Raw genomic sequence first — 19,116 nt, 5'->3', positions numbered from 1 at the left:
CGGCGGCCCGTTCTGGGCGCGCCTCAATCGTAGCCCGAGATGGTCCCAGGCTGACAATTTCGACTGTAATGGACGTTCTTAAATGATTAGTCGCTGGGGACAGTCTTCGTAGGTAGCGCGTAAAAAGGGGATGGGCTTTCCCCGACGGCTGTCGAGAAAAGCCCATCCCATAATTTACGACCGTTAGAACGTTCCGCCGCCGCCTCCGCCGACGCCGCCACCACCGCCGCCAGAGAAGCCGCCGCTGCCGCCGCTCGAGCTATCGGAGCTCGAAGCCAGCTCGCGGATGGTCTCGTGATACACATCGTTGAACGAATCAAGCGGAGACTCGATACCGTAATGATGGTAGTACCACCAGTAGCAGGGATAATTGTCATAGAAGCCGTCGGCCTCGCGCACCTCGGGCGGCACGGCCTCGGCAAGCTGACGCAGCACTTCCTTGGAAACACCCAGCGCCACGCCCATCACCAGCAGCTTGTTCCACAGCACCAGATCGCCCGGGACGGCTTCCTTTAGACGCGTGAAGTCCTCGAGCCAATGCTTAAGTGCCTTGCAGCGAGCCGCCACCTCGGCGCCCTCCGGCGTAAAGCGGCGAAACGTAAGGCCCACGCCGATACCCACCAGCACAATCGGCACCGAGATAACCGCGGCGGTAATGTTCGCCTGTGCGCCATCGGTAAAGAAAATGGATCCCACGGGAACAAAGGCAATCAGGATACCAAGAACCAGGCAAAACACCATTGCAACAATGCCGTCCGAGGCAACGTACTCGCTATCGGCCAGCTTGCCCTTAACGGTGTTCTGATAGTCCTCGAGCTTATCACCCACGGGTGTAGCGTGCTGCTTGACGTAGTGCTGCAGCTCGTCGAACGTGCGCGAACGGTCACCGTTCTCGTCAGGCTTAGCACCGGCAAAGAAGACCTTGAGCACCATGTGGTCAATGCCCTTGGCCGACTTCCAGCCCGCATCACTCACCGTCACGCGATACGTCTGCTCTTCTTTTTCACGCCCCAACAGACCCTTCTTAGCCTTAGTCACGGTCGCCTGCTCCAGCTTAATCACACGGTCGTCGGTGAGCTTCATGAGCGTGGCGATATATGCCTGATCGGGCACCTCGTTCCAGCTCATGAGGGCCGAAAGCACAGCGGGATGGTCGGCCGAAGGCACATCGCGGAAATATTCGTCCTGGAAAAGCGGCTTGGGCTTGCGGCGGCGCAGCTTGAGCACAACGATTGTGCCGGTAAAGGCCACCGCCGCGACAACACTTAGTACGGCAAGTACATTGGCAATCATGCGAGCGTGAGCGCGGCGGGCGTTAGCCTCGTCGGCCCATGCCTTCTCCTCGCTCAGGATTGTCGGCATGCGCTCCTCGCTCGAAGCGGAAAGCCAAGGCACCCAATCGCTGGGGAAGGTGATGCGCGCCTCGGCGAATTCGCCCTGATGCACGCAGGGAATGGTATAGGTGACCATGGGTTCATCCGCATCGAGCGATACGTCGCCCGTCAGCGGGCCGTGGCCCCATGCGCGGAAGTTATCGCCCTTGACGGCCGCCGTCCCGGCGGCGGCATTTGCGAAGCACACTTCCATCTCGACATCATCGGAATCCGCAGACCAGCCGTCGCCCACAAACTTCCAGTAGAGCTCGGCGGTATCGGACCAGTTCATAACCGCACCGGTCATGGTGTAACTCACGTAATAGATCGCGCTGTCGCCGCTCTCGTGGGGGCTGAACACCTTGATTCTTACGCCGCTGTCGGACTGCTCAACCGTATAGACGCCGTTGTCGCCTTTGTTTGCGCTGTCGACCTTGTTAAACGCGGTGTCGTCTTCCTCGACGCTCAGCACATTGACGCCCGCCGCGCCGCCCTGCTGGTTAGAGCCTGTATTGATCTCCCAAAACACGCCGTTGATGTCGTCATCGAAATCAAACTGGCGTCCCTCGACAACGGTCAGCGAGCCGTCGGCCTCAACCGTGGCGCCGATATAGGTTTGGGTCATGGAGTAGCCGTCGGCACGTGCAACGGCGGGCAACAGCAGCAGTGCGCACGCGACGAGCGCGCAAATGGAAACAAATCGCGCAAACGGGCGGCGCTGCCGGCTGACTTTGGCGGCGAGGGTGTTCATAGGCACATCCTTTGTCTGTAAAACCAACAGCGCCATTGTCCCACGTTTGCGGGTACGCATGACGAATATCTGGGCCAACGGAACGTCAAATGGGACAAAAGTCCCACCCGAGTCTGGCACTTAGGGACGTTCCTAATGATCTATTGGGGACGGAGGAAAACGGATCATTGGGTTAAACCGACGGACTGCAACAAATTTGTCGTTTGGGACGCTCTTTGGCCGAGTCCTGCGCCAGCAATAGATACCACTTCACAGCTCCGTCACAGGTGTAGCGGCTTTGTGTGGGCGCGGCATACGCTGATTGAGCCGCCAGTCGAGGGGCATAAAACAATTGAGCGAAAACGGTTTGCCCCTTTGCCGTTCGCTCGAGGATCATGTCCCCCTTTTCCGCGGAAACCCCGGCAGTTGCGAAGAGCTGCCGGGGTTTCTGTCGTTTGTGAGGCCGAGTCGGCATACGGCGATCGAGACGTTGGGCCGCAGACCCACCGTGCGCAATGCGCAGCGCCGCCAACTTGCGAGCCACGGAAACGCCTTCCCTACCGTGCCCCGCGCTATACTCGTCCGCATGGATATCAAAACGCGCAACATAGTAACGCCCGCCGCGGATGCACCAACGTCGCAACCCGCCTCCGTTCCCGCACCTGTCGTGGGCCGTTTTGCCCCGTCGCCCTCGGGCCGCATGCACCTGGGCAACGTGTTCAGTTGCCTGTGCTCGTGGCTTTCGGCCCGCAGCCAGGGCGGCAACATCGTGCTGCGCATCGAGGACCTGGACGATCGCTGCAAGCGCCCCGAGCTTGCCGCTCAGCTGATTGACGATCTGGCCTGGCTAGGGCTTCAGTGGGACGAAGGCCCCTACTACCAGCACGATCGCCTCGACCTGTACGAGAGCGCCTTGCACCAGCTGCAAGACGCCGGCCTCACCTATCCCTGCTTTTGCACGCGCGCCGAGCTCCACGCCGCCAGCGCGCCGCACGCCAGCGACGGCACGCCCATCTACCGCGGCGCCTGCCGAGGCCTTTCGGCCGAAGAGGTCGCCCGCCGCAGTGCCCTGCGCGCCCCGGCCACGCGCCTACGCGTGCCCGACATCGACGACCTCGCAGGCGACGTGATCGAATTCGTGGACCGCACGTACGGGGCCCAATGCGAGGCACTCGCCACCGAGTGCGGCGATTTTTTGGTGCGCCGCAGCGACGGCGTGTTTGCCTACCAGCTGGCCGTGGTGGTCGACGACGCCGCCATGGGTGTTACCGAGGTCGTGCGCGGATGCGACCTGCTGGGCTCCACGCCGCGCCAAATCTACCTGCAGCATCTGCTGGGACTTCCCACGCCGCACTACGCGCATATTCCGCTGCTCATGTCGCCGGACGGCCGCCGCCTTTCCAAGCGCGATCGCGATCTGGACCTGGGCGAGCTCCGCGCCCGCTTTGGCACACCCGAGGCATTGCTGGGCTGGCTCGCCGGGCAAACGGGCATCGCACCGGACACCACACCGCGCTCTGCCAAGCAGCTGGTCGAATACTTTAGCTGGGACGTCATCCGTGCGCATCGCGAGAACATCACTGTAACTGCCGAGTAGCCAAACGCCTCGCCCCTACGCAACATCCCAGGGTTGGAGTTCGTCGCCCAGGCGAACGATACAGTCGTAGAGCACGGTGTGGCGCTCGGCCGGGTTGGCATCCCGATGAAAATGCCCGTAATACCAGCGTTTGTAGTCCAAGCGGTCTTCCAGCTCATCGAAAAATGCCGTAAGCCGATCAACGGCGGGGCAATTCCAGCCGGGCGCCGGATAGAGCGTGGGCGAAAGCATGCGCGTAGAGCAGGTGTGGGTGACCACGTAGTCGACCTTCCAGCCCACGCTGTCGAGCTTTGTCCGCGCCTCCTCAAAGTTGCGCTCGTCCGGCAATTCCTGCGGCCACCAGCTGGAATACGGAATGCGGTATTCCTTGTCCACGCTCGTGGCGCCGCCCATAGTAAAGACCGTTGAGCCGTCGAGCTCAAAAACCTCGCCGCGCGTCAGGCGCCGTATGGGAGAGGTATCCGACAGGCGCTGCGTCAGCCCACCGTGCCACAACTCCATGGGGCGCTCCGCCCAGTGATCGAAACGCTCGTGGTTGCCGTCGACGAACAGCACGGTATAGGGACGCGACTCCAGCCAAGCGATATCGACACACTCCTCGGCAGAGAAATCCCAGGGAAAGCCAAAGTCGCCCGCGACAATCAGATAGTCGTCGCTCGTCAGGCTATCCCCAAGGTCCCAGTCGCGCAGCTTTTGCATGTCGAGGCCGCCATGAATATCGCCCGTCACATAGACCGTCATCGGATTACCACTTCCCTCTTGTAGATTTCGAGATCGTGCTCGACCTGCTCGTCACCCGTCGCGTTGACCCACCACGGCCATTTAACGCAACACACCGGCTCGTCTACCTGCGCAAACCACGACCTGAGCTCATCCAGACTTACCGGGGCGTAGCTGTTAGCGTCCACGCCCACGTCATAGCGCAGCAGCCCCTGTCTGAGGTTGAACTTGTTGTACGCGCCGCAGCAGCTGTGGATATGCCCGTGCAAATGCCAGCTGCCGTGCGACATACCCTGCCAGTCGGCCATGGGATAGTGGCTCAGCACGATTTTTTGGCGGTCGATCTTGAGCACGCAAATGGGCGGCTCAACGATAAAAGCATCCGCTACCGCAGACTGCGTCCAGTCTTTATCGTGATTGCCGGGCAGCAGATGAACGCGCTTGCATGTAATGCTTTTGCGCAGCTCATAGGCGTCTTGGACCGTCGTCTTAAAGCTGAAGTCGCCCAAGATGTAGAGCTCGTCATCCGCAGCAACCTTGCTGTTAATGTTGGCGACCATGGCGTCGTTCATCTGCGCAACAGCCGACCAAGGCCTATCGCTAAGCCGTAGCATGTTCTCGTGTCCAAAATGAGTATCGCTGGTAAACCAGATCACGGGGACCTCCTGTTGCTGCGGGGCATCCATCCCTTAGGGCTTACCCTTCATTTTTCCATCCAAACGGGTCAAGCACCCAAAAAATCAGATCGAGCACGCCGCCGGTTATCATGGCGCCGGCAAGGGCCATGCAAACGTGCAGAGAGCTGACACTTCGGAGCACGTCGAACGGCCCCAGAACAGCCAGCAGCGCGACCGCTGCGCCGGCAAGGCACAACGCGAGGCACGGCCCCGCGTCCTTGACGCATTTCTTTGCGAGATGCTTGGTGTTGTCACTCATCAAAATCGAACTCCTTAGAGGGTCGTTGTTCAGGTACATGCCGCCGCGGCAGAGCAGGGCGACAGGGCAAGTGTCACATGTCGTGCGGACACAGCTGAAAGCCCCCGCGCAAAAAACAGCGCGCCGCAGGATTCGTATCACCTGCGGCGCACCGAAAATGATCCGCTTTCCTCCGTCCCCAACGGATCAGCTGAGTTGGCGCCGCTTGACGGAAAGGAAGGAGCCGGCGGCGTCACGAGCTGCGGCAATGTCGCTAGGCATAGGAAACAGACGCGCTCCAAACGCTCTAAGCCCCAAGCCTACCCATTAAGAAATCGACTGCGGAAACGATTTTGATGCCGTCAATGTCGGTCGGATGGCTTCCCCGGCGAACAATGATGATCTTCTCGTAACCGCCGGTGATCTTCTCGAGCGACCTGAGCTCAAATGGACGCAATTCACGCTTGCGCGTCGCCTCCTCGTCAATCGACTCCGTGACCTGAATAAACTTACGATCCGAGCCGTCGCCGATCGCAACAAAGTCGATTTCAGCATCTCGAAGATGACCCGTGAAGACCTGGTATCCGTCATAGACAAGGCGATTGTAAATGGCATTTTCGAGAACACGCCCACTGTCGCTGCCGCGATACCCATCCAAGAAAGCTCGAAGTCCCAGATCCTCAATGTAGAATTTGCCACCGGTCTTCAAAATGTCCCGACCCTTAATATCAAATCGGCGCGCGTGCGAAAAGATATAGGTCTCCTCAAGGGCGGACACACAAGTGTCCACGACGCCGTGTGAGGATTTCGCCCCGTTCTCTGCCAGCGTTCCAACGATCTTATTAATTGATGTCGGGTTTGAAATGTTATCAGCCAAGTAGGAAGTGACGCGGTCGAGCACACTCCTGCTCGTCACCGACCGTCTGCCCCGACGGGCTTCGCGAGCCAAAATATCGCGCCCGACGATTGTCTGGTATGTGCTCCAGATATAGTCCTTCATTTCCTGCTCCGGCAGCTTTGAAGCAGCGAGGAACGGCAGGCCTCCAAACGTCAGATAGCGGTCAAGAAGATCGTCGAGTGCAACAATATCCTCCCGGCCAAAAACAGCAAGCCTATTCGTGACGTCAGTCGGACCAAGAAAGTCGACATATTCCGAAAAAGCGAGCGGATGCATCCGAATCTCGACATACCTGCCCGAGATTAAGGTCGCAATCTCTGACGAGAGGAGAAAAGCATTCGAACCCGTAACATATATATCGCAGTCCCGGTCGACACGAAGTGCGTTAATCGCCTTCTCCCATCCGGCAACCTCCTGAAGCTCGTCGAAGAAGAGATAGCACCTCTTGCCCGCAGGCATTAGACCGTCCACGTGGCGGTAAAGCTCTCGCCAATCACGCACGCCCTCCAGCTCAAATGACTCCATCTTAAAGGTCAAAAGACATTCGGATGGAACGCCGTTATCCTCCAGATGTTTGCGCATCATGTCCAGAAGCGTCGATTTGCCACAACGACGCATGCCCGTCACGACCTTAATGACATCCGCGTCACGAAAGGCAATCAATTTTTCGAGATATCGATTTCTAGGGACCATCCGGCTGTTCATCGTTCGCCCCAATCTGCAAGTTTTTCTCACAGCATGACAAAAACTTGCGAATTATGCAAGTTTTTCTTACAAGTGACAAAAACTTGCAGAATCGTCTCCGGGTCATTTGCAACCGGATTCAGGCGAGGCCACGCCAAGGCGCAGACAACGGACGACACTGGGCCGTGGAAGTCGCTTGCTATTGAGAGTACGTCTCCTCCCAACCACCTATAAAACGAGACCGGAAAGAAAAGCCGCCCAAAACACGAACGATCGATCTGTTATCCTGGCGCCAACATAGTCTTTCGAAAGGTTTGCCGGGATGACTACGCAGCGACAGATTGATATTGAATTCGACTCGCTTACACGCGAGAACGATTCACCCAAGCTCATCGCCAACTCGAAGGCGACAGGCGGAACACTACTATCCGTTATCAAGGAGCAGCTCTCAGCCTGCGGCTCTTTTGACTTTTGCGTAGCGTTTGTTGCAGACGGCGGCCTTCAAATCCTGGTCGAGACGTTCCAGGAGCTCAAGCAGCGTGGCATTAAGGGCAGGCTGCTCACGTCCACCTATCTCAACTTCAACTCACCCGATGTCTTTCGCAAGCTCCTGGAATACGACAACATGGAAGTTCGCGTATTCCAGGGTAATTTGCATGCCAAGGGATACATTTTTGATAAGGGCGAAACCAGCACGGTCATCGTCGGCAGCTCGAACATGACGCAGACCGCCCTCACCTGTAATAAAGAATGGAACGTGCTGTACCAGACCGTCGAGAACAGCCGCCTACTCGGCGAACTGAGGGGCGAGTTCAATTCGTTGTGGAACGACACCTCAACCGTTTTGCTTTCCCAAGACTGGATTGAGAACTATGCCGCATATCGATCGGCACGTCCGTCAAAGCCCAAATCGAAACCGACGTTCCAGGCGGCCGTTAGCCCAACCACGAACGACCTCGAAGAAATCAAGCCCAATAAAATGCAGCAGCGCGCCCTTGAGGCGCTCGGTGTAATCCACCGCAAGGGCGAGACCCGCGCCCTGTTGGTCTCGGCAACCGGCACCGGCAAGACCTTCCTTTCGGCGTTCGACGTGCTCGCAACTAAACCCCGGCGCGTCCTCTTTCTTGCGCACCGCCGGCGCATTATCGACGCCTCCCGTGCAAGCTACGAACGCCTCTTAGGTAGTAACTATACGTTCGACACCTATCAAACTGGCAAGAATATAAGCAATGCTACCTGCGTGTTTGCCATGTGTTCTTCGGTCGCCAAACATCTGAGCGATTTCCGTCCCGATGAGTTCGACTACATCGTCATCGACGAGGCCCACCGCACGGGATCCCAGGGTTACCAATCCATCATGTCGCACTTTACGCCTCGGTTTTATCTGGGCATGACCGCTACACCCAATCGCACCGACGGCTATGACGTCTTTGCCCTTTTCAATCACGTCATCGCGTTCCAGATCACGCTGCAGGACGCTTTGGCCGAGGAGATGCTAGCCCCCTTCCATTATTTTGGCATTCACGATCTGGAGATTGACGATGAGACAATCGAAGATACCGCCCTGTTCGGGCGCTTGACGTCCGATGAGCGCGTGCGTCACATCACCGAGAAAATCGAAGAGTATAGCGTCACCAAAAGCAACCGCAAGGGCTTAATTTTCTGCAATCGAAACGCCGAGGCAGAAGAGCTGTCGCGCAAATTCAACGCTCTCGGATATCGAACGGCTGCGATTAGCGGCCAAGATTCCGATGAGGTCCGCGATGCCGCGATTAGCCGACTTGAAGCCGGCGAGCTCGAATACATTTTCTCGGTCGATATCATGAACGAAGGCGTCGACATCCCCTCGCTCAATCAGATCATCATGCTTCGACGCACCGACTCCGCAATCATCTTTATTCAACAGCTCGGACGAGGTTTGCGTCTGAATGATGGCAAGGAATACGCACTGGTTCTCGACTTTATTGGCAACTACCAGAGCAACTTCTTGGTGCCCATCGCGCTTTCGGGTGACAAGACGTATAACAAAGACCGCCTGCGCCGTCTTGTCCAAGAGGGCGATTCGGCGATCCCCGGATGCTCGACCGTGAGCTTCGATCGTATTTCCGAGGCACGCATTTACAAGGCCATCGACGGCGGCGATTTCACCTCCGTCAGGTTTTTGAAAAACGAATATCTCGACTTGCGCCAAAAACTCGGCAAGATTCCCTCGCTGCTCGAATTTGATCGTAACGGCTCCATCGATCCGCTGCTTATCTTCAAGAATAGCGGCCTGGGCTCCTACCACGCATTTCTTTCCAAATACGAGCCGGACTACACGGTTCAATTTTCCTCTGATCAAACCAAGATTCTCAAATTTATTTCTCAAAAACTTGCCGCGGGCAAGCGATTCGAAGACCTCTATTTGCTTCAAACGCTTGTCGAAGCCGGACACGAGGGCTATCGGCATATGCGCGAGGCTGCGCTTAGAAACTACCGCGCACAGCTTAAGGACAGCGCCGTTAGGTCGGCAATCGCTGTCCTTAAGGGCGACTTTGCCACTCCTAAGGATTTCGTTTCCCTGCTTATTGACGATGGTACCGGACCTCATCTGACCGAAGTGTTTGCGAGCGCCCTGCGCAACGCAGAGTTCAAGCGCCAGATTCTCGAGGTGCTGGATTTTGGTATTGCGCGCAACCGACTCGACTATGCCGAGACGTACGAAAACACAAATTTCGTTCTCAATGCCAAGTACACGTACGAAGAGGTTTGCCGTCTGATGAACTGGCAAAAGAACATCAACGGCCAAAATCTTGGCGGCTATTTTTACGACGAGAAGACCAATACATTTCCCGTGTTTATTAACTATGACAAGGCACCCGACATTAGTGAGTCAATTCAGTATGAAGACCGCTTTGTTTCGCCGAGCAAGCTCATCGCAATCTCGAAGGGCAACCGTACGCTCAACTCTCCCGAGATTCTGCGCCTGAAGACATGGCCAGAAAACGGCCTGAAGACGTATTTGTTTATGCGAAAAAACAAGGACGATAAGGGTGGCAAGGAGTTCTATTTCTTAGGCGAAATGCATCCGACCGGCGAGTTCGAAGCTATAAAAACTAAGAGCGGCGACAACGCCGTCGAAATCGAATATGAGCTCAATGCGCCTGTACGACAGGACATTTACGAGTTTATGCTCAGCGATTTGAGCGAGGCTGAGTAACAAAAAAAGAGCGGGCCGCCATGTAGCGCCCGCCCTTTTCTTACTTAAGCCCGAGTTTCTTTTCGAGCTCCCTAACGACTTTGACGTCCGCCGGAAGCCAATCGACATCCCACAGGTTATTGGTATCGAGCCACTTCATGTCTTCGTGAGCATGCTCTTTGAACTCCCCCGAAAGGATGGTAGCTAGGTAGCACTGCATCGACAGGTGGAACGTCTCGTAATCATGCTCGACCGTGCACAGATAGTCGAGGTTACCGATCGTGACCTCGAGCTCTTCTTGAATCTCGCGGACAATTGCCTGTTCGCCGGTCTCGCCCGGCTCGAGCTTGCCGCCCGGAAATTCCCAGCCGTCTTTAAACTCGCCATAGCCGCGCTGGCAGCTCAGGATTTTTCCGTCCTTCTGAATAACCGCTGCTGCAACATTGATTGATTTCATAACTAGTTATCACCTCTCCAGTTGAGCCCAACCAGTATAGGTGATCGACCGCCCGCCATGTCCCAGTCGCCTGAAAACCACCTGCTCGACCAACCCTTGACGCCGACTTGCTACCGGCTCACCATCCCTCGCTATCGAGGTCTAATACTTTTCCGCGAAGTGAACGTCTGTTTTAGGACCCCTGAAGCATCCACATTTTTCGTCGGCAAGATCGCAGGATTCCAGTATCGAAACCGCAGGAAACGATGTCCTTAAAGTGTCGATGCTTCGGGGGTCCGTTTTAGCTCGTTCACTTCTCGGAAAAGTATTAGACCTCTTCGGCAGCAGCCCAAAAGGTGAGTCGTTTCTCCCCCGCGCAACCCAATAGACACATTCCGCTCCTCCCTCACACCACCCAAAAACTCATCCAACATTAATCTTGGCTCAAGAATCGCTTAATCTATAACCTGCACTATAGAGTTCGACCGAGGGCGGGGCGGCACCGCGCAACGCAGGCCGCCGAACGCAACGCTCGCGCCCGGGTAGATCGCCCGGCGTCGCGCCCATCGAACGAAAGGATAGGTCATGGACGACCTCGAAAAAGTTGAAACCATCCGCACCAAGTGCAACGTGAGCTACACCGATGCCAAGGCCGCGCTCGACGCCGCCGACGGCAACGTTCTGGATGCCATCATTTGGCTTGAGTCGCAGGGCAAGACCCAGACCACGTCGGCACACGCCGCCACCGAGTCCGCGCCAGTCGATGAGCCCTCGGCCGAGATGGTCGCCGCGCAGGCCGCCTACGAAAAGTCGAGCGAAAAGACCGACTTCTCCAAGAAGATGGACAGCGTGTGGGAGTACCTCAAAAAGCTCTTCCGCCTGAGCCTGGACACCAAGTTTATCGCCACGCGCCGCGATGCGATCATCCTCAACATCCCCATCCTGATCCCCATCGTCGCGCTGTTTGCTTGGGGCGCCACGATATGGCTGATGCTGATTGGCCTGTTCTTTGGCATGCGCTACCGCATCGACAGCGACGGCGACGTGCCCGGCAGCATCAACAACCTTATGAATCACGCCGCCGATGCCGCGGACGACATCAAACAAAATCTGAACGACGACAAGTAATCGCAGACGGGGGCACGCATGGCACGGATCCTGATCGTAGAGGACGAGGAGAAAATCGCCCGCTTTGTGACGCTCGAGCTGGAGCACGAGGGCTACCAGGTGGAGCACGCCGCCGACGGCCGCACCGCCGTGGACCTGGCACTGGAGCGCGACTACGATCTGATTCTGCTCGATGTGCTGTTGCCGCAGCTCAACGGCATGGAGGTCCTGCGGCGTGTCCGCAAGCACAAGGACGTGCCGGTGATCATGGTCACCGCGCGCGATGCCGTGATGGATAAGGTTGCCGGGCTCGATGCCGGCGCCGACGACTACCTGACCAAGCCGTTTGCGATCGAGGAGCTGTTCGCACGGATCCGCGTGGCGCTGAAGCGCTCGGAGGCCGTGCGGGCGGCTTCGGGCGTTGGCGGCGCCGGGACTGGGGCGGGCGCGGCAGGTGGCGCGAGTGTCAGCTCCACTGCGATGCCCCCGGCCAGCGACTCGACTCAGGCTTCCGCCTCGCCCTCCCCCGCCACACTCACCGTGGGCTCGGTCGCGCTCGACCCCGACAGCCGCGAAGTCACGGTCGACGGCTCACCCATCGTGCTGACTGCCCGCGAGTTCGACGTTCTCGCCCTGCTTATGGCGCACGCCGGCACCGTGCTCACGCGCGAGCGCATCGCGCACGAGGCGCTGGGCTACGAATACGTGGGCGACACCAACAACGTCGACGTACACATCGCGCACCTGCGCGCTAAGATCGAAGACGCCGGTGGCACCCGCATCATCCAGACCGTGCGCGGGGTGGGCTATGTCTGCCGCGCGTAACGCCGAGGCCAAGCGCGTCACCTCCATCGCCCGTGCCATCAACTGGAGCTATATGTGGCGCCGCTTGATGAGCTACGTCTGGCTCGATCTGCTGCTGATGGTGATTGCGGCGACGATCCTCGTCTATGGATACAACCAGACGCTGCCCGATAGCGCGTTTACCGCAGGCTGGATTCCCGGCGCCACCGTTCGCGGCATGTCGCTGACGCCCGCGCGCGGCTGGAACCTGACAACGCTCACCTATACCGTCGAGCTTGCGCGTACCACCAAGACCTTCCCCCTCGCGCAGGACCTCGTCACGCTATGGCCTCTCTACCTTGTCGTTGTAGGTTGGCAGGTCATCACCGTGCTCAACATGCTCGGAGGCGCCCGCCGCGTGCGCCGTACCATGGCGCCGCTCAACGACCTGGCCTTGCGCGTAGACGAGCTCGGCCGCATGCAGCTCTCCAGCGGCAAGATGGAAACGCTGGAGCAGGCCATCGAGCGCGCAAGCGTCGACTCGCCGAGCGTCACCACCGGCGACGCCGACCTGGCAAGCATCGAGGTCGCACTCAACCGCCTGCTGCGCCAGATGCAAGAGGCCAAGCTGCAGCAGATGCGCTTTGTCAACGATGCAAGCCACGAGCTGCGCACGCCCATCGCGGTGATTCAGGGCTACGTAAACATGCTCGACCGCTGGGGCAAAGACGACCCGGACGTGCTGACGGAATCCATCGCGTCCCTTAAAGCCGAAAGCGAGCACATGCAGGAGCTCGTGGAGCAGCTGCTGTTTTTGGCGCGCGGCGATGCCGGGCGCACGGTCCTGCGGCGCGCGAATACCAACCTGGCCGCATTGGTCGGCGAGGTATGCGAGGAATCGCAGATGATCGATACCGAGCACACGTATCGGCTGGCGTACGACACCACGCTTGCCAACGACCCGCGCTGCGACGCATCTGTCGACGTGGCGCTCGTGAAGCAGGCTCTGCGCGTGATCGTGCAAAACGCCGCCAAGTACTCGGACGCGGGAACGGCCGTCACGTTTGCCATAACGCCCGATACGGACACGGGCGCGATCGACATAAGTGTTGAGGACGAGGGTATCGGCATGAACCAGGAATCCGCAGCTCACGCGTTTGAACGGTTCTACCGCGCCGACAACGCACGCGATGCCGGCGCGCAGGGCTCGGGTCTGGGGCTTGCCATTGCCAAGTGGATCGTCGATAGCCATGGCGGTGTCATCGGCGTGACCTCAGTCGAGGGCGTCGGCAGCCGCTTTACGATTCGCCTGCCACGGTAGGAAGCCCCCTCGTGAATCGAGGTCTAATACTTTTCCCGAGAAGTGAACGCCTGTTTTTGGACCCCCGAACCATCCGCATTTTTCGGCCGCAAAATCGCAGGATTCCAGCATCGAAACCGCAGGAAACGGCACCCTCAAAGTGTCGATGCTTCAGGGGTCCGATTCTGCTCGTTCACTTCTCGGGAAAAGTATTAGACTTCAGTTTTTTGACTGTCGCAAAAGTCGACCCCTCGGCATAAAAAAGGGATAAGGCCATGCGGCCCTATCCCTTTTTGTTCGTTATAGCAGCTTGTGCGCTACTCGCGGCACAGGTGCACGGCGAAGCCGGCGAACTCGCGCTTAAAGTACACGAGCTTGGTGCCGCCGTCGGGCAGCAGCACGCGCGACTCCTCGTTGACCTCGAGCCCGCGCTCGGCAAACCACTTCTCGGCCGCATCGATGTTGTTGACGGCAAAGCCAATGTGGCCCTTGGCGCCTCGACCGTCCTGCTTCATGATCTCGACCAGCGAATCGTTAAAGTACGAAACGGGGGTCTCGATGACGGGCAGGCCCATCATCGTCGAGAACAGCTCCGCGATCTCCAAGGCGTCTGCCGGGTCGGCAGCGTTAATGCCAACATGGGCAACGCGCATGCCAAAGAGCTCGACCGGATTGGCGTTCTGCTCACTCATACAGTCAGCGCCTACTGAGCCATAACGTCGAGGACGGCCTTCTCGGCAGCGACGCGGTTCATGCCGGTCATGAAGGGCACGCCGCTCACGTACGGGCAGGTGAGGCCCTCGGGGGCAACGGTGGTGGCGATCAGCAGGTCAGCGCCCTCGTCGCAGTAATCCTTAGCCTCGGAGATGGCGCACTGCACGATCTCATACTTGCCGGCATAACCGTTGGCGTCGAGCAGGGTGGCGACCTTCTGGGCAACGAGCGTGGAAGTAGCAGCGCCAGCACCGCAAGCCAAAACGATCTTCTTCATAGGTAATGTCTCCCTTCATGGTTTACTTTAGGTAAGTGTACCGCAGCGAGCGATGGCACTCGGCCTCGATGAGCTTTTATGCCAGTTTGCTTGCGCGCTGCGTATAATACATCCAGTACGTGTTGTCATACCGCTCGCTTTATGAGCGACTAAGGACCCTAATATGCCCGATTCCCGCACACTCTGGACCGCCGTCGTTATCATCTGCATCGCCGTGTCGGTGTTCTTTAGCGTCAAAAAACGCACCACGTTTAAGCGCCTGCAGCAGCTCATGGCCGCCAAGCAGTGGGACGAGTTCGATCGTTTGCTCGACGGCAAACTCACCAGCATGCTGTACCCGCGCTACAACCGCGACTACCTGCGCCTGAACTCCTATCTGCTGCGCGAGGACCACGAGCGCGCCAGCGAGATGTTCGACCTGCTGCTGGGACTCAACCTGCCCAAGATGCAGCGCGTCGACCTGGTCATTAAGGCCTTTAACTACTACGTTGGCCAGGAGGACCGCAAAAAGGCCAAGGAGCTGCTGCACGAGATCAAGGGCTTTGAGGGCGGTCAGGCCGAGGCAGTCGCGCACGAGTGCCAGCTGATGTACGACACGATGATCCTCAAGCGCCACAACGACATTCCCGAGCTGGAGCGCATGCTCGAGGAGGCCGGCGACGATAAGGTTAAGAGTTGCCGCTTGGAGTACCTGTTGGCCCTGCAGTACAAGAACAAGGGCGACGAGGCCAAGTTCCAAGAGTTCCTTGAGAAGTCGGGTCAACACTCGATGGCCGTCAACGCGTAACGGACGGCTTGTGCTAGACTTCTAGTCTCACGGGGGCGTGGCGGAATTGGCATACGCAGGAGACTTAAAATCTCTCGCCGCAAGGATTGTGGGTTCGAGTCCCACCGCCCCTACCATGTGATTGCTTACGAGCCCGTGTCCCGTTGGGATGCGGGCTCGTTTCTTTTGGACGCCGATGGGACTCTAAGCTGCGGTGGAATAGATCCTGTTTATACCGTTTATCAGCTTATTTAGGAACTATTTCACCGCAGCTCAGAGGAAGACGGTTAAAGAGCGCTCAGGCTGGGGACCCAGGCGATGGTGGGGGTCGCGCCGTCGAGAACCTCGTTGATGGTGGCGGCCATGCCGGCGAGCAGGCTGTTCTCGCTTACGATGAGCGTGTCGTAGCCGCCGGCTCGCATGAGCTCGCGAATCACCACGGCACCTGCCAAGATCACGCCCGCGCGCTTGGGCTGCACGCCCGGTAACGCGGCGATGCCCGCAGCATCCAGCGCGGACATACGCTCGATAGCGGCCGAAACCTGCTCCAGCGAAAGCTCGCGCAGGTGCACAAAGCTCGAATCATACGGCTCCAGCTCATGAACGAGTGCCACGAGCGTAGTGACAGTACCACCCACCGCGACCAGGCGCTCGGCGCGCTCAAAGTCGACAGGTAGGCTCTCAAAGTAGCCCGCAAACTGCTCGTTTGCCCAGCCGGCAGCAGCCGCAAGCTCGTCCGTTGACGGCGGCAGCGCCGAGAAAAACCGCTCGGTCACGCGGCGGCAACCGATGTCCAGCGAGCGCGTTCCCTCCAGAGCAAAGATGCCGCGCTCCGGTGCATAGACGCCCGTCGCGAGCTCCGTGGATCCGCCGCCCGAATCGGCAACGATGATGCGCTCGCCCGCAAAGTCGTGCGCCACGCCAAAAAACGTCAGGCGCGCCTCGACCTCGCCCGGAATCACCTGTGGCTCAAGCCCCAGATCGCGCAGACCGTCCAGCAGCAGCGCGGCATTGGACGCATCGCGCGCGGCGCTCGTGCACGTGGTGCAGATGCACGCGGCCCCAAAGGCACGGGCCTCGTCCACAAACATGCGACATGCGGCGAGCACGCGCTCGACCGCCGCCTCGCAAAAGCGCCCCGTCGCATCCACGCCCTCGCCCAAATCGGTAATCTCGGTATGCTTGGACGATTCCACGATCGCCCCGCCCTCGACCTGGGCCAGCACCAGTCGCGACGACACCGTTCCCAGGTCAATCGCCGCCACCTTATATCGTTTGTCGCAATGCGTCATTGCAGGCTCCCCTCCGGGCGCTATTTGCCGTTGGACACGACCGTCTGGCCCTCGACGCCGTTAAATCCAAACAGCATATCGAGCGTCTGGATGTACCATGGCGCGTCCTTACCGACTTCTTCGATTTCCTTGGCAACTTCGCTGGCCTTCTTGGCGTTTGAGGACTTTTTGCTCGACGACGAATCCGAATCCTCGTCCAGACCCTGTACTTCAATCCTCTTCTCGCCGGGCATCACCAGGCCCAGGTCCTCGGATGCCGCATCCTTGATACCCTGCTCCGAGAGCAGCTTGTCGACGCTTTTCTGCAGCTCGTCGTTGTACTGCTGGCGAATCTCGACCTGCTTGGACAAGATATCGTTCGAGCGTTTGGCAATGTAGAGGTCGCGCACGGGAAAGTACAGGCTCACGAGCACCAGGACGACGACAATGCCAATAAACAGCCCGCGCTGAGGCCCATGCGTAAAGTCATAGATCGCCTTGACCACCGCGTTGTCGTTGGCATAGTGCATGAAGTCCGAGCCCGAAAGACGGCTTGAGGGCCTGGTCGACTTTTCGTGTGTTTGAGCCGAGGGACGCTGAGCATGCATCGGGCGCGCCGAACGTGGCGGGCGATCCGTCGGCATATTCATTTGAGCACGGGGGTGCAAGGCACTTGCCGGACGCTGCGCGCGGCGATCGACGCCAGCGTAGTCGGACCCGCCGAGCTGCACGGTAGGTGCGCGGCGAGGCGACGGCTCACGCGAACCGGCGGAATAATACCTGTTGTCGTAAATCTGATCCATGTGCGCCTTGTGCGGTTGAGGTTTGTTTGCGCTAAGTCCTTTAGTTATAGCACGAGCGCCCGCACCGCCTTCGCCAGCCTTTGCTCGACATAAAAAAGGCGCTGAGCCGTATGGCCCAGCGCCCAATAGCGGCCATCAGAAGTGGAGCGGGGCCGAGTCAACCCTCGCCCCCACGAGCACCACTTGTTTAGCGAATGTTGTAGAACGCAGACTTGCCGGCGTAGCGCGCGCTGCCCGCGAGCTCGTCCTCGATGCGGATGAGCTGGTTGTACTTGGCGATACGGTCGCTGCGGCACGGGGCGCCCGACTTGATCTGACCGGCGTTAACACCCACGACCAGGTCGGCAATCGTGGAGTCCTCGGTCTCACCGGAGCGGTGGCTCACGATGCAAGCGTAGCCGGCCTCCTTGGCAGTCTCGATGGCCTCGAGCGACTCGGTGAGCGTGCCGATCTGGTTGACCTTGACCAGAATCGCGTTGGCGGCGCCCAGCTCGATGCCCTTCTTGAGGCGCTCGGTGTTGGTGACGAACAGGTCGTCGCCTACGAGCTGCACCTTGTTGCCAATGCGGCGGGTGAGCTCGACCCAGCCGTCCCAGTCCTCCTCGGCCATGCCGTCCTCGATGGAGATGATGGGATAGGTGTCGACGAGCTTCTCCCAGTAATCAACCATCTGGGCGCTCGTGTACTCCACGCCCTCGCCCTTGAGCTCGTACATGCCGGTCTCGGCGTTGTAGAACTCGGTCGAGGCCGGATCCATGGCGTACATGAAGTCGACGCCGGGCTTAAAGCCAGCCTTCTCGACGGCCTTGGTAATGTACTCGAACGGCTCAGCATTGGTCTTGAGGTTGGGCGCGAAGCCGCCCTCGTCGCCCACGCCGCCGCCCAGGCCGGCCTCGTGCAGCACGCCCTTGAGGGTGTGGTAGACCTCGGCGCACCAACGCAGGCCCTCGGCAAAGCTCGGGGCGCCCACCGGCATGATCATGAACTCCTGGAAGTCAACGTTGTTGTCGGCATGCACGCCGCCGTTGAGGATGTTCATCATAGGCGTGGGCAGCAGGTGAGCGTTAACGCCGCCCAGGTACTGGTACAGCGACAGGCCCGCCGACTCTGCCGCAGCGCGGGCAACGGCCAGCGACACGCCCAAGATGGCGTTAGCGCCGAGCTTGGTCTTGTTGGGCGTACCGTCGGCGGCGATCAGCGCGGCATCGACGGCACGCTGGTCGAAGGCATCGAGGCCCACGACGGCATCGGCGCACTCGTTGTTGACGTACTCGACGGCCTGCGAGACGCCCTTGCCCAGATAGCGACCTTTGTCGCCGTCGCGCAACTCGCATGCCTCAAAGGCGCCGGTCGAAGCGCCCGAAGGCACCATCGCGCGGCCGAAGCTGCCGTCCTCGAGCACGACCTCGACCTCGACGGTGGGGTTGCCGCGGCTGTCGAGTACCTCGCGACCGTAGACGTCCAAAATATCGCTCATGTTGTCTCCCTCTCACTTGGAAACGTAGTTGATGCAAGCGACTGGCCGACTGTGCACCATCGGTGCGCCTCCGTAAGTTAGCCATGT

The 19,116-nt window shown here is 59.0% G+C and carries 17 protein-coding genes and 1 tRNA gene; 7 read left to right on the top strand and 11 right to left on the bottom strand.

Translation table 11 applies throughout. The features are described 5' to 3' along the window. Window positions 1-183 precede the first annotated feature (183 nt). Complete coding sequence (locus tag I4W07_RS08370) at window positions 184-2,124, bottom strand: DUF2207 domain-containing protein (RefSeq protein WP_196026322.1); 1,941 nt, start codon at window positions 2,122-2,124, stop codon at window positions 184-186. Window positions 2,125-2,689: 565 nt separating this feature from the next. Between I4W07_RS08370 and gluQRS the strand changes: the two genes are divergently transcribed. Next, entirely contained in the window at window positions 2,690-3,700 is a 1,011-nt protein-coding gene (gene gluQRS, locus I4W07_RS08365) for a tRNA glutamyl-Q(34) synthetase GluQRS (RefSeq protein ID WP_268865722.1), read from the top strand. A gap of 15 nt (window positions 3,701-3,715) precedes the next feature. On the opposite strand, the gene I4W07_RS08360 is transcribed toward gluQRS, so the two are convergent. The 4 genes from I4W07_RS08360 to I4W07_RS08345 form a co-directional block, all read right to left on the bottom strand. Continuing rightward, on the bottom strand, window positions 3,716-4,441 hold the full coding sequence (locus I4W07_RS08360; RefSeq protein WP_196026321.1) for a metallophosphoesterase: 726 nt from the start codon (window positions 4,439-4,441) through the stop codon (window positions 3,716-3,718). After that, window positions 4,438-5,076 carry a metallophosphoesterase gene (locus tag I4W07_RS08355; protein WP_196026320.1) on the bottom strand — a complete coding sequence of 213 codons (639 nt, stop codon included), beginning with the start codon at window positions 5,074-5,076 and terminating at the stop codon, window positions 4,438-4,440. Before I4W07_RS08355 ends, I4W07_RS08360 begins: the two co-directional genes overlap by 4 nt. Before the next feature lie 40 nt (window positions 5,077-5,116). After that, window positions 5,117-5,356, bottom strand: a complete 240-nt coding sequence (locus tag I4W07_RS08350) for a hypothetical protein (protein WP_195444701.1) — start codon at window positions 5,354-5,356, stop codon at window positions 5,117-5,119. Window positions 5,357-5,642: 286 nt separating this feature from the next. Beyond that, the gene (locus I4W07_RS08345; RefSeq protein ID WP_230317565.1) at window positions 5,643-6,938 is read right to left on the bottom strand and encodes an ATP-binding protein; all 1,296 of its coding nucleotides are present in this window, start codon (window positions 6,936-6,938) and stop codon (window positions 5,643-5,645) included. A 301-nt stretch (window positions 6,939-7,239) separates the two neighbouring features. Between I4W07_RS08345 and I4W07_RS08340 the strand changes: the two genes are divergently transcribed. After that, the gene (locus I4W07_RS08340; protein WP_196026319.1) at window positions 7,240-10,116 is read left to right on the top strand and encodes a DUF3427 domain-containing protein; all 2,877 of its coding nucleotides are present in this window, start codon (window positions 7,240-7,242) and stop codon (window positions 10,114-10,116) included. 40 nt (window positions 10,117-10,156) lie between these two features. Here the strand turns inward: I4W07_RS08340 and I4W07_RS08335 are convergent, their stop codons facing one another. Beyond that, the gene (locus I4W07_RS08335; RefSeq protein ID WP_196026318.1) at window positions 10,157-10,552 is read right to left on the bottom strand and encodes a (deoxy)nucleoside triphosphate pyrophosphohydrolase; all 396 of its coding nucleotides are present in this window, start codon (window positions 10,550-10,552) and stop codon (window positions 10,157-10,159) included. Window positions 10,553-11,116: 564 nt separating this feature from the next. On the opposite strand from I4W07_RS08335, the gene I4W07_RS08330 reads away from it, so the two are divergent. The 3 genes from I4W07_RS08330 to I4W07_RS08320 are packed head-to-tail and all read left to right on the top strand — an operon-like array spanning window position 11,117 to window position 13,742. After that, on the top strand, window positions 11,117-11,659 hold the full coding sequence (locus tag I4W07_RS08330; RefSeq protein ID WP_022093856.1) for a UBA domain-containing protein: 543 nt from the start codon (window positions 11,117-11,119) through the stop codon (window positions 11,657-11,659). A gap of 18 nt (window positions 11,660-11,677) precedes the next feature. Then, window positions 11,678-12,463: a response regulator transcription factor gene (locus I4W07_RS08325; RefSeq protein WP_196026317.1), complete on the top strand. Its 786-nt coding sequence runs from the start codon at window positions 11,678-11,680 to the stop codon at window positions 12,461-12,463. Further along, window positions 12,447-13,742, top strand: coding sequence for a sensor histidine kinase (locus tag I4W07_RS08320; protein ID WP_196026316.1), 1,296 nt, complete (start codon window positions 12,447-12,449; stop codon window positions 13,740-13,742). The genes I4W07_RS08325 and I4W07_RS08320 overlap by 17 nt, the downstream gene beginning before the upstream one ends. A gap of 296 nt (window positions 13,743-14,038) precedes the next feature. On the opposite strand, the gene I4W07_RS08315 is transcribed toward I4W07_RS08320, so the two are convergent. Both I4W07_RS08315 and I4W07_RS08310 read right to left on the bottom strand, forming a co-directional pair. Beyond that, window positions 14,039-14,413 carry a VOC family protein gene (locus tag I4W07_RS08315; protein ID WP_196026315.1) on the bottom strand — a complete coding sequence of 125 codons (375 nt, stop codon included), beginning with the start codon at window positions 14,411-14,413 and terminating at the stop codon, window positions 14,039-14,041. Window positions 14,414-14,424: 11 nt separating this feature from the next. Then, window positions 14,425-14,712, bottom strand: coding sequence for a PTS sugar transporter subunit IIB (locus I4W07_RS08310; RefSeq protein WP_117564906.1), 288 nt, complete (start codon window positions 14,710-14,712; stop codon window positions 14,425-14,427). Between the two features lie 163 nt (window positions 14,713-14,875). Here I4W07_RS08310 and I4W07_RS08305 point away from each other — a divergent pair, with 163 nt between their 5' ends. Both I4W07_RS08305 and I4W07_RS08300 read left to right on the top strand, forming a co-directional pair. Continuing rightward, window positions 14,876-15,499, top strand: a complete 624-nt coding sequence (locus I4W07_RS08305; protein ID WP_196026314.1) for a hypothetical protein — start codon at window positions 14,876-14,878, stop codon at window positions 15,497-15,499. Window positions 15,500-15,530: 31 nt separating this feature from the next. After that, a tRNA-Leu gene (locus tag I4W07_RS08300) sits at window positions 15,531-15,615 on the top strand. A 150-nt stretch (window positions 15,616-15,765) separates the two neighbouring features. Here the strand turns inward: I4W07_RS08300 and I4W07_RS08295 are convergent. From I4W07_RS08295 to eno, 3 genes are all read right to left on the bottom strand, one after another. After that, window positions 15,766-16,770, bottom strand: coding sequence for a Ppx/GppA phosphatase family protein (locus I4W07_RS08295; RefSeq protein WP_196026313.1), 1,005 nt, complete (start codon window positions 16,768-16,770; stop codon window positions 15,766-15,768). A 20-nt stretch (window positions 16,771-16,790) separates the two neighbouring features. Next, window positions 16,791-17,552, bottom strand: a complete 762-nt coding sequence (locus I4W07_RS09200) for a hypothetical protein (protein ID WP_230317564.1) — start codon at window positions 17,550-17,552, stop codon at window positions 16,791-16,793. A gap of 187 nt (window positions 17,553-17,739) precedes the next feature. Beyond that, a complete protein-coding gene (gene eno / locus I4W07_RS08285) occupies window positions 17,740-19,029 on the bottom strand; it encodes a phosphopyruvate hydratase (RefSeq protein ID WP_196026312.1) in 1,290 nt (429 codons plus the stop codon). Window positions 19,030-19,116: the final 87 nt, after the last annotated feature.

The sequence above is a fragment of the Collinsella aerofaciens genome, assembly GCF_015670745.1.
In the GTDB taxonomy this organism is placed as follows: domain Bacteria; phylum Actinomycetota; class Coriobacteriia; order Coriobacteriales; family Coriobacteriaceae; genus Collinsella; species Collinsella aerofaciens_T.
The sequence above is the reverse complement of the archived record's forward strand: the minus strand, read 5'-3'. Positions and strand labels throughout refer to the sequence as shown.

Bases quoted from the DNA above. Each gene is read 5' to 3' on its own strand.
- I4W07_RS08350 (WP_195444701.1), bottom strand. From the start codon at position 5,356: ATGAGTGACAACACCAAGCATCTCGCAAAGAAATGCGTCAAGGACGCG.
- I4W07_RS08330 (WP_022093856.1), top strand. From the start codon at position 11,117: ATGGACGACCTCGAAAAAGTTGAAACCATCCGCACCAAGTGCAACGTG.
- I4W07_RS08325 (WP_196026317.1), top strand. From the start codon at position 11,678: ATGGCACGGATCCTGATCGTAGAGGACGAGGAGAAAATCGCCCGCTTT.
- I4W07_RS08370 (WP_196026322.1), bottom strand. From the start codon at position 2,124: ATGAACACCCTCGCCGCCAAAGTCAGCCGGCAGCGCCGCCCGTTTGCG.
- I4W07_RS08340 (WP_196026319.1), top strand. From the start codon at position 7,240: ATGACTACGCAGCGACAGATTGATATTGAATTCGACTCGCTTACACGC.
- I4W07_RS08305 (WP_196026314.1), top strand. From the start codon at position 14,876: ATGCCCGATTCCCGCACACTCTGGACCGCCGTCGTTATCATCTGCATC.
- I4W07_RS08360 (WP_196026321.1), bottom strand. From the start codon at position 4,441: ATGACGGTCTATGTGACGGGCGATATTCATGGCGGCCTCGACATGCAA.
- I4W07_RS09200 (WP_230317564.1), bottom strand. From the start codon at position 17,552: ATGGATCAGATTTACGACAACAGGTATTATTCCGCCGGTTCGCGTGAG.
- I4W07_RS08320 (WP_196026316.1), top strand. From the start codon at position 12,447: ATGTCTGCCGCGCGTAACGCCGAGGCCAAGCGCGTCACCTCCATCGCC.
- I4W07_RS08315 (WP_196026315.1), bottom strand. From the start codon at position 14,413: ATGAGTGAGCAGAACGCCAATCCGGTCGAGCTCTTTGGCATGCGCGTT.
- I4W07_RS08345 (WP_230317565.1), bottom strand. From the start codon at position 6,938: ATGAACAGCCGGATGGTCCCTAGAAATCGATATCTCGAAAAATTGATT.
- I4W07_RS08295 (WP_196026313.1), bottom strand. From the start codon at position 16,770: ATGACGCATTGCGACAAACGATATAAGGTGGCGGCGATTGACCTGGGA.
- eno (WP_196026312.1), bottom strand. From the start codon at position 19,029: ATGAGCGATATTTTGGACGTCTACGGTCGCGAGGTACTCGACAGCCGC.
- I4W07_RS08335 (WP_196026318.1), bottom strand. From the start codon at position 10,552: ATGAAATCAATCAATGTTGCAGCAGCGGTTATTCAGAAGGACGGAAAA.
- gluQRS (WP_268865722.1), top strand. From the start codon at position 2,690: ATGGATATCAAAACGCGCAACATAGTAACGCCCGCCGCGGATGCACCA.
- I4W07_RS08310 (WP_117564906.1), bottom strand. From the start codon at position 14,712: ATGAAGAAGATCGTTTTGGCTTGCGGTGCTGGCGCTGCTACTTCCACG.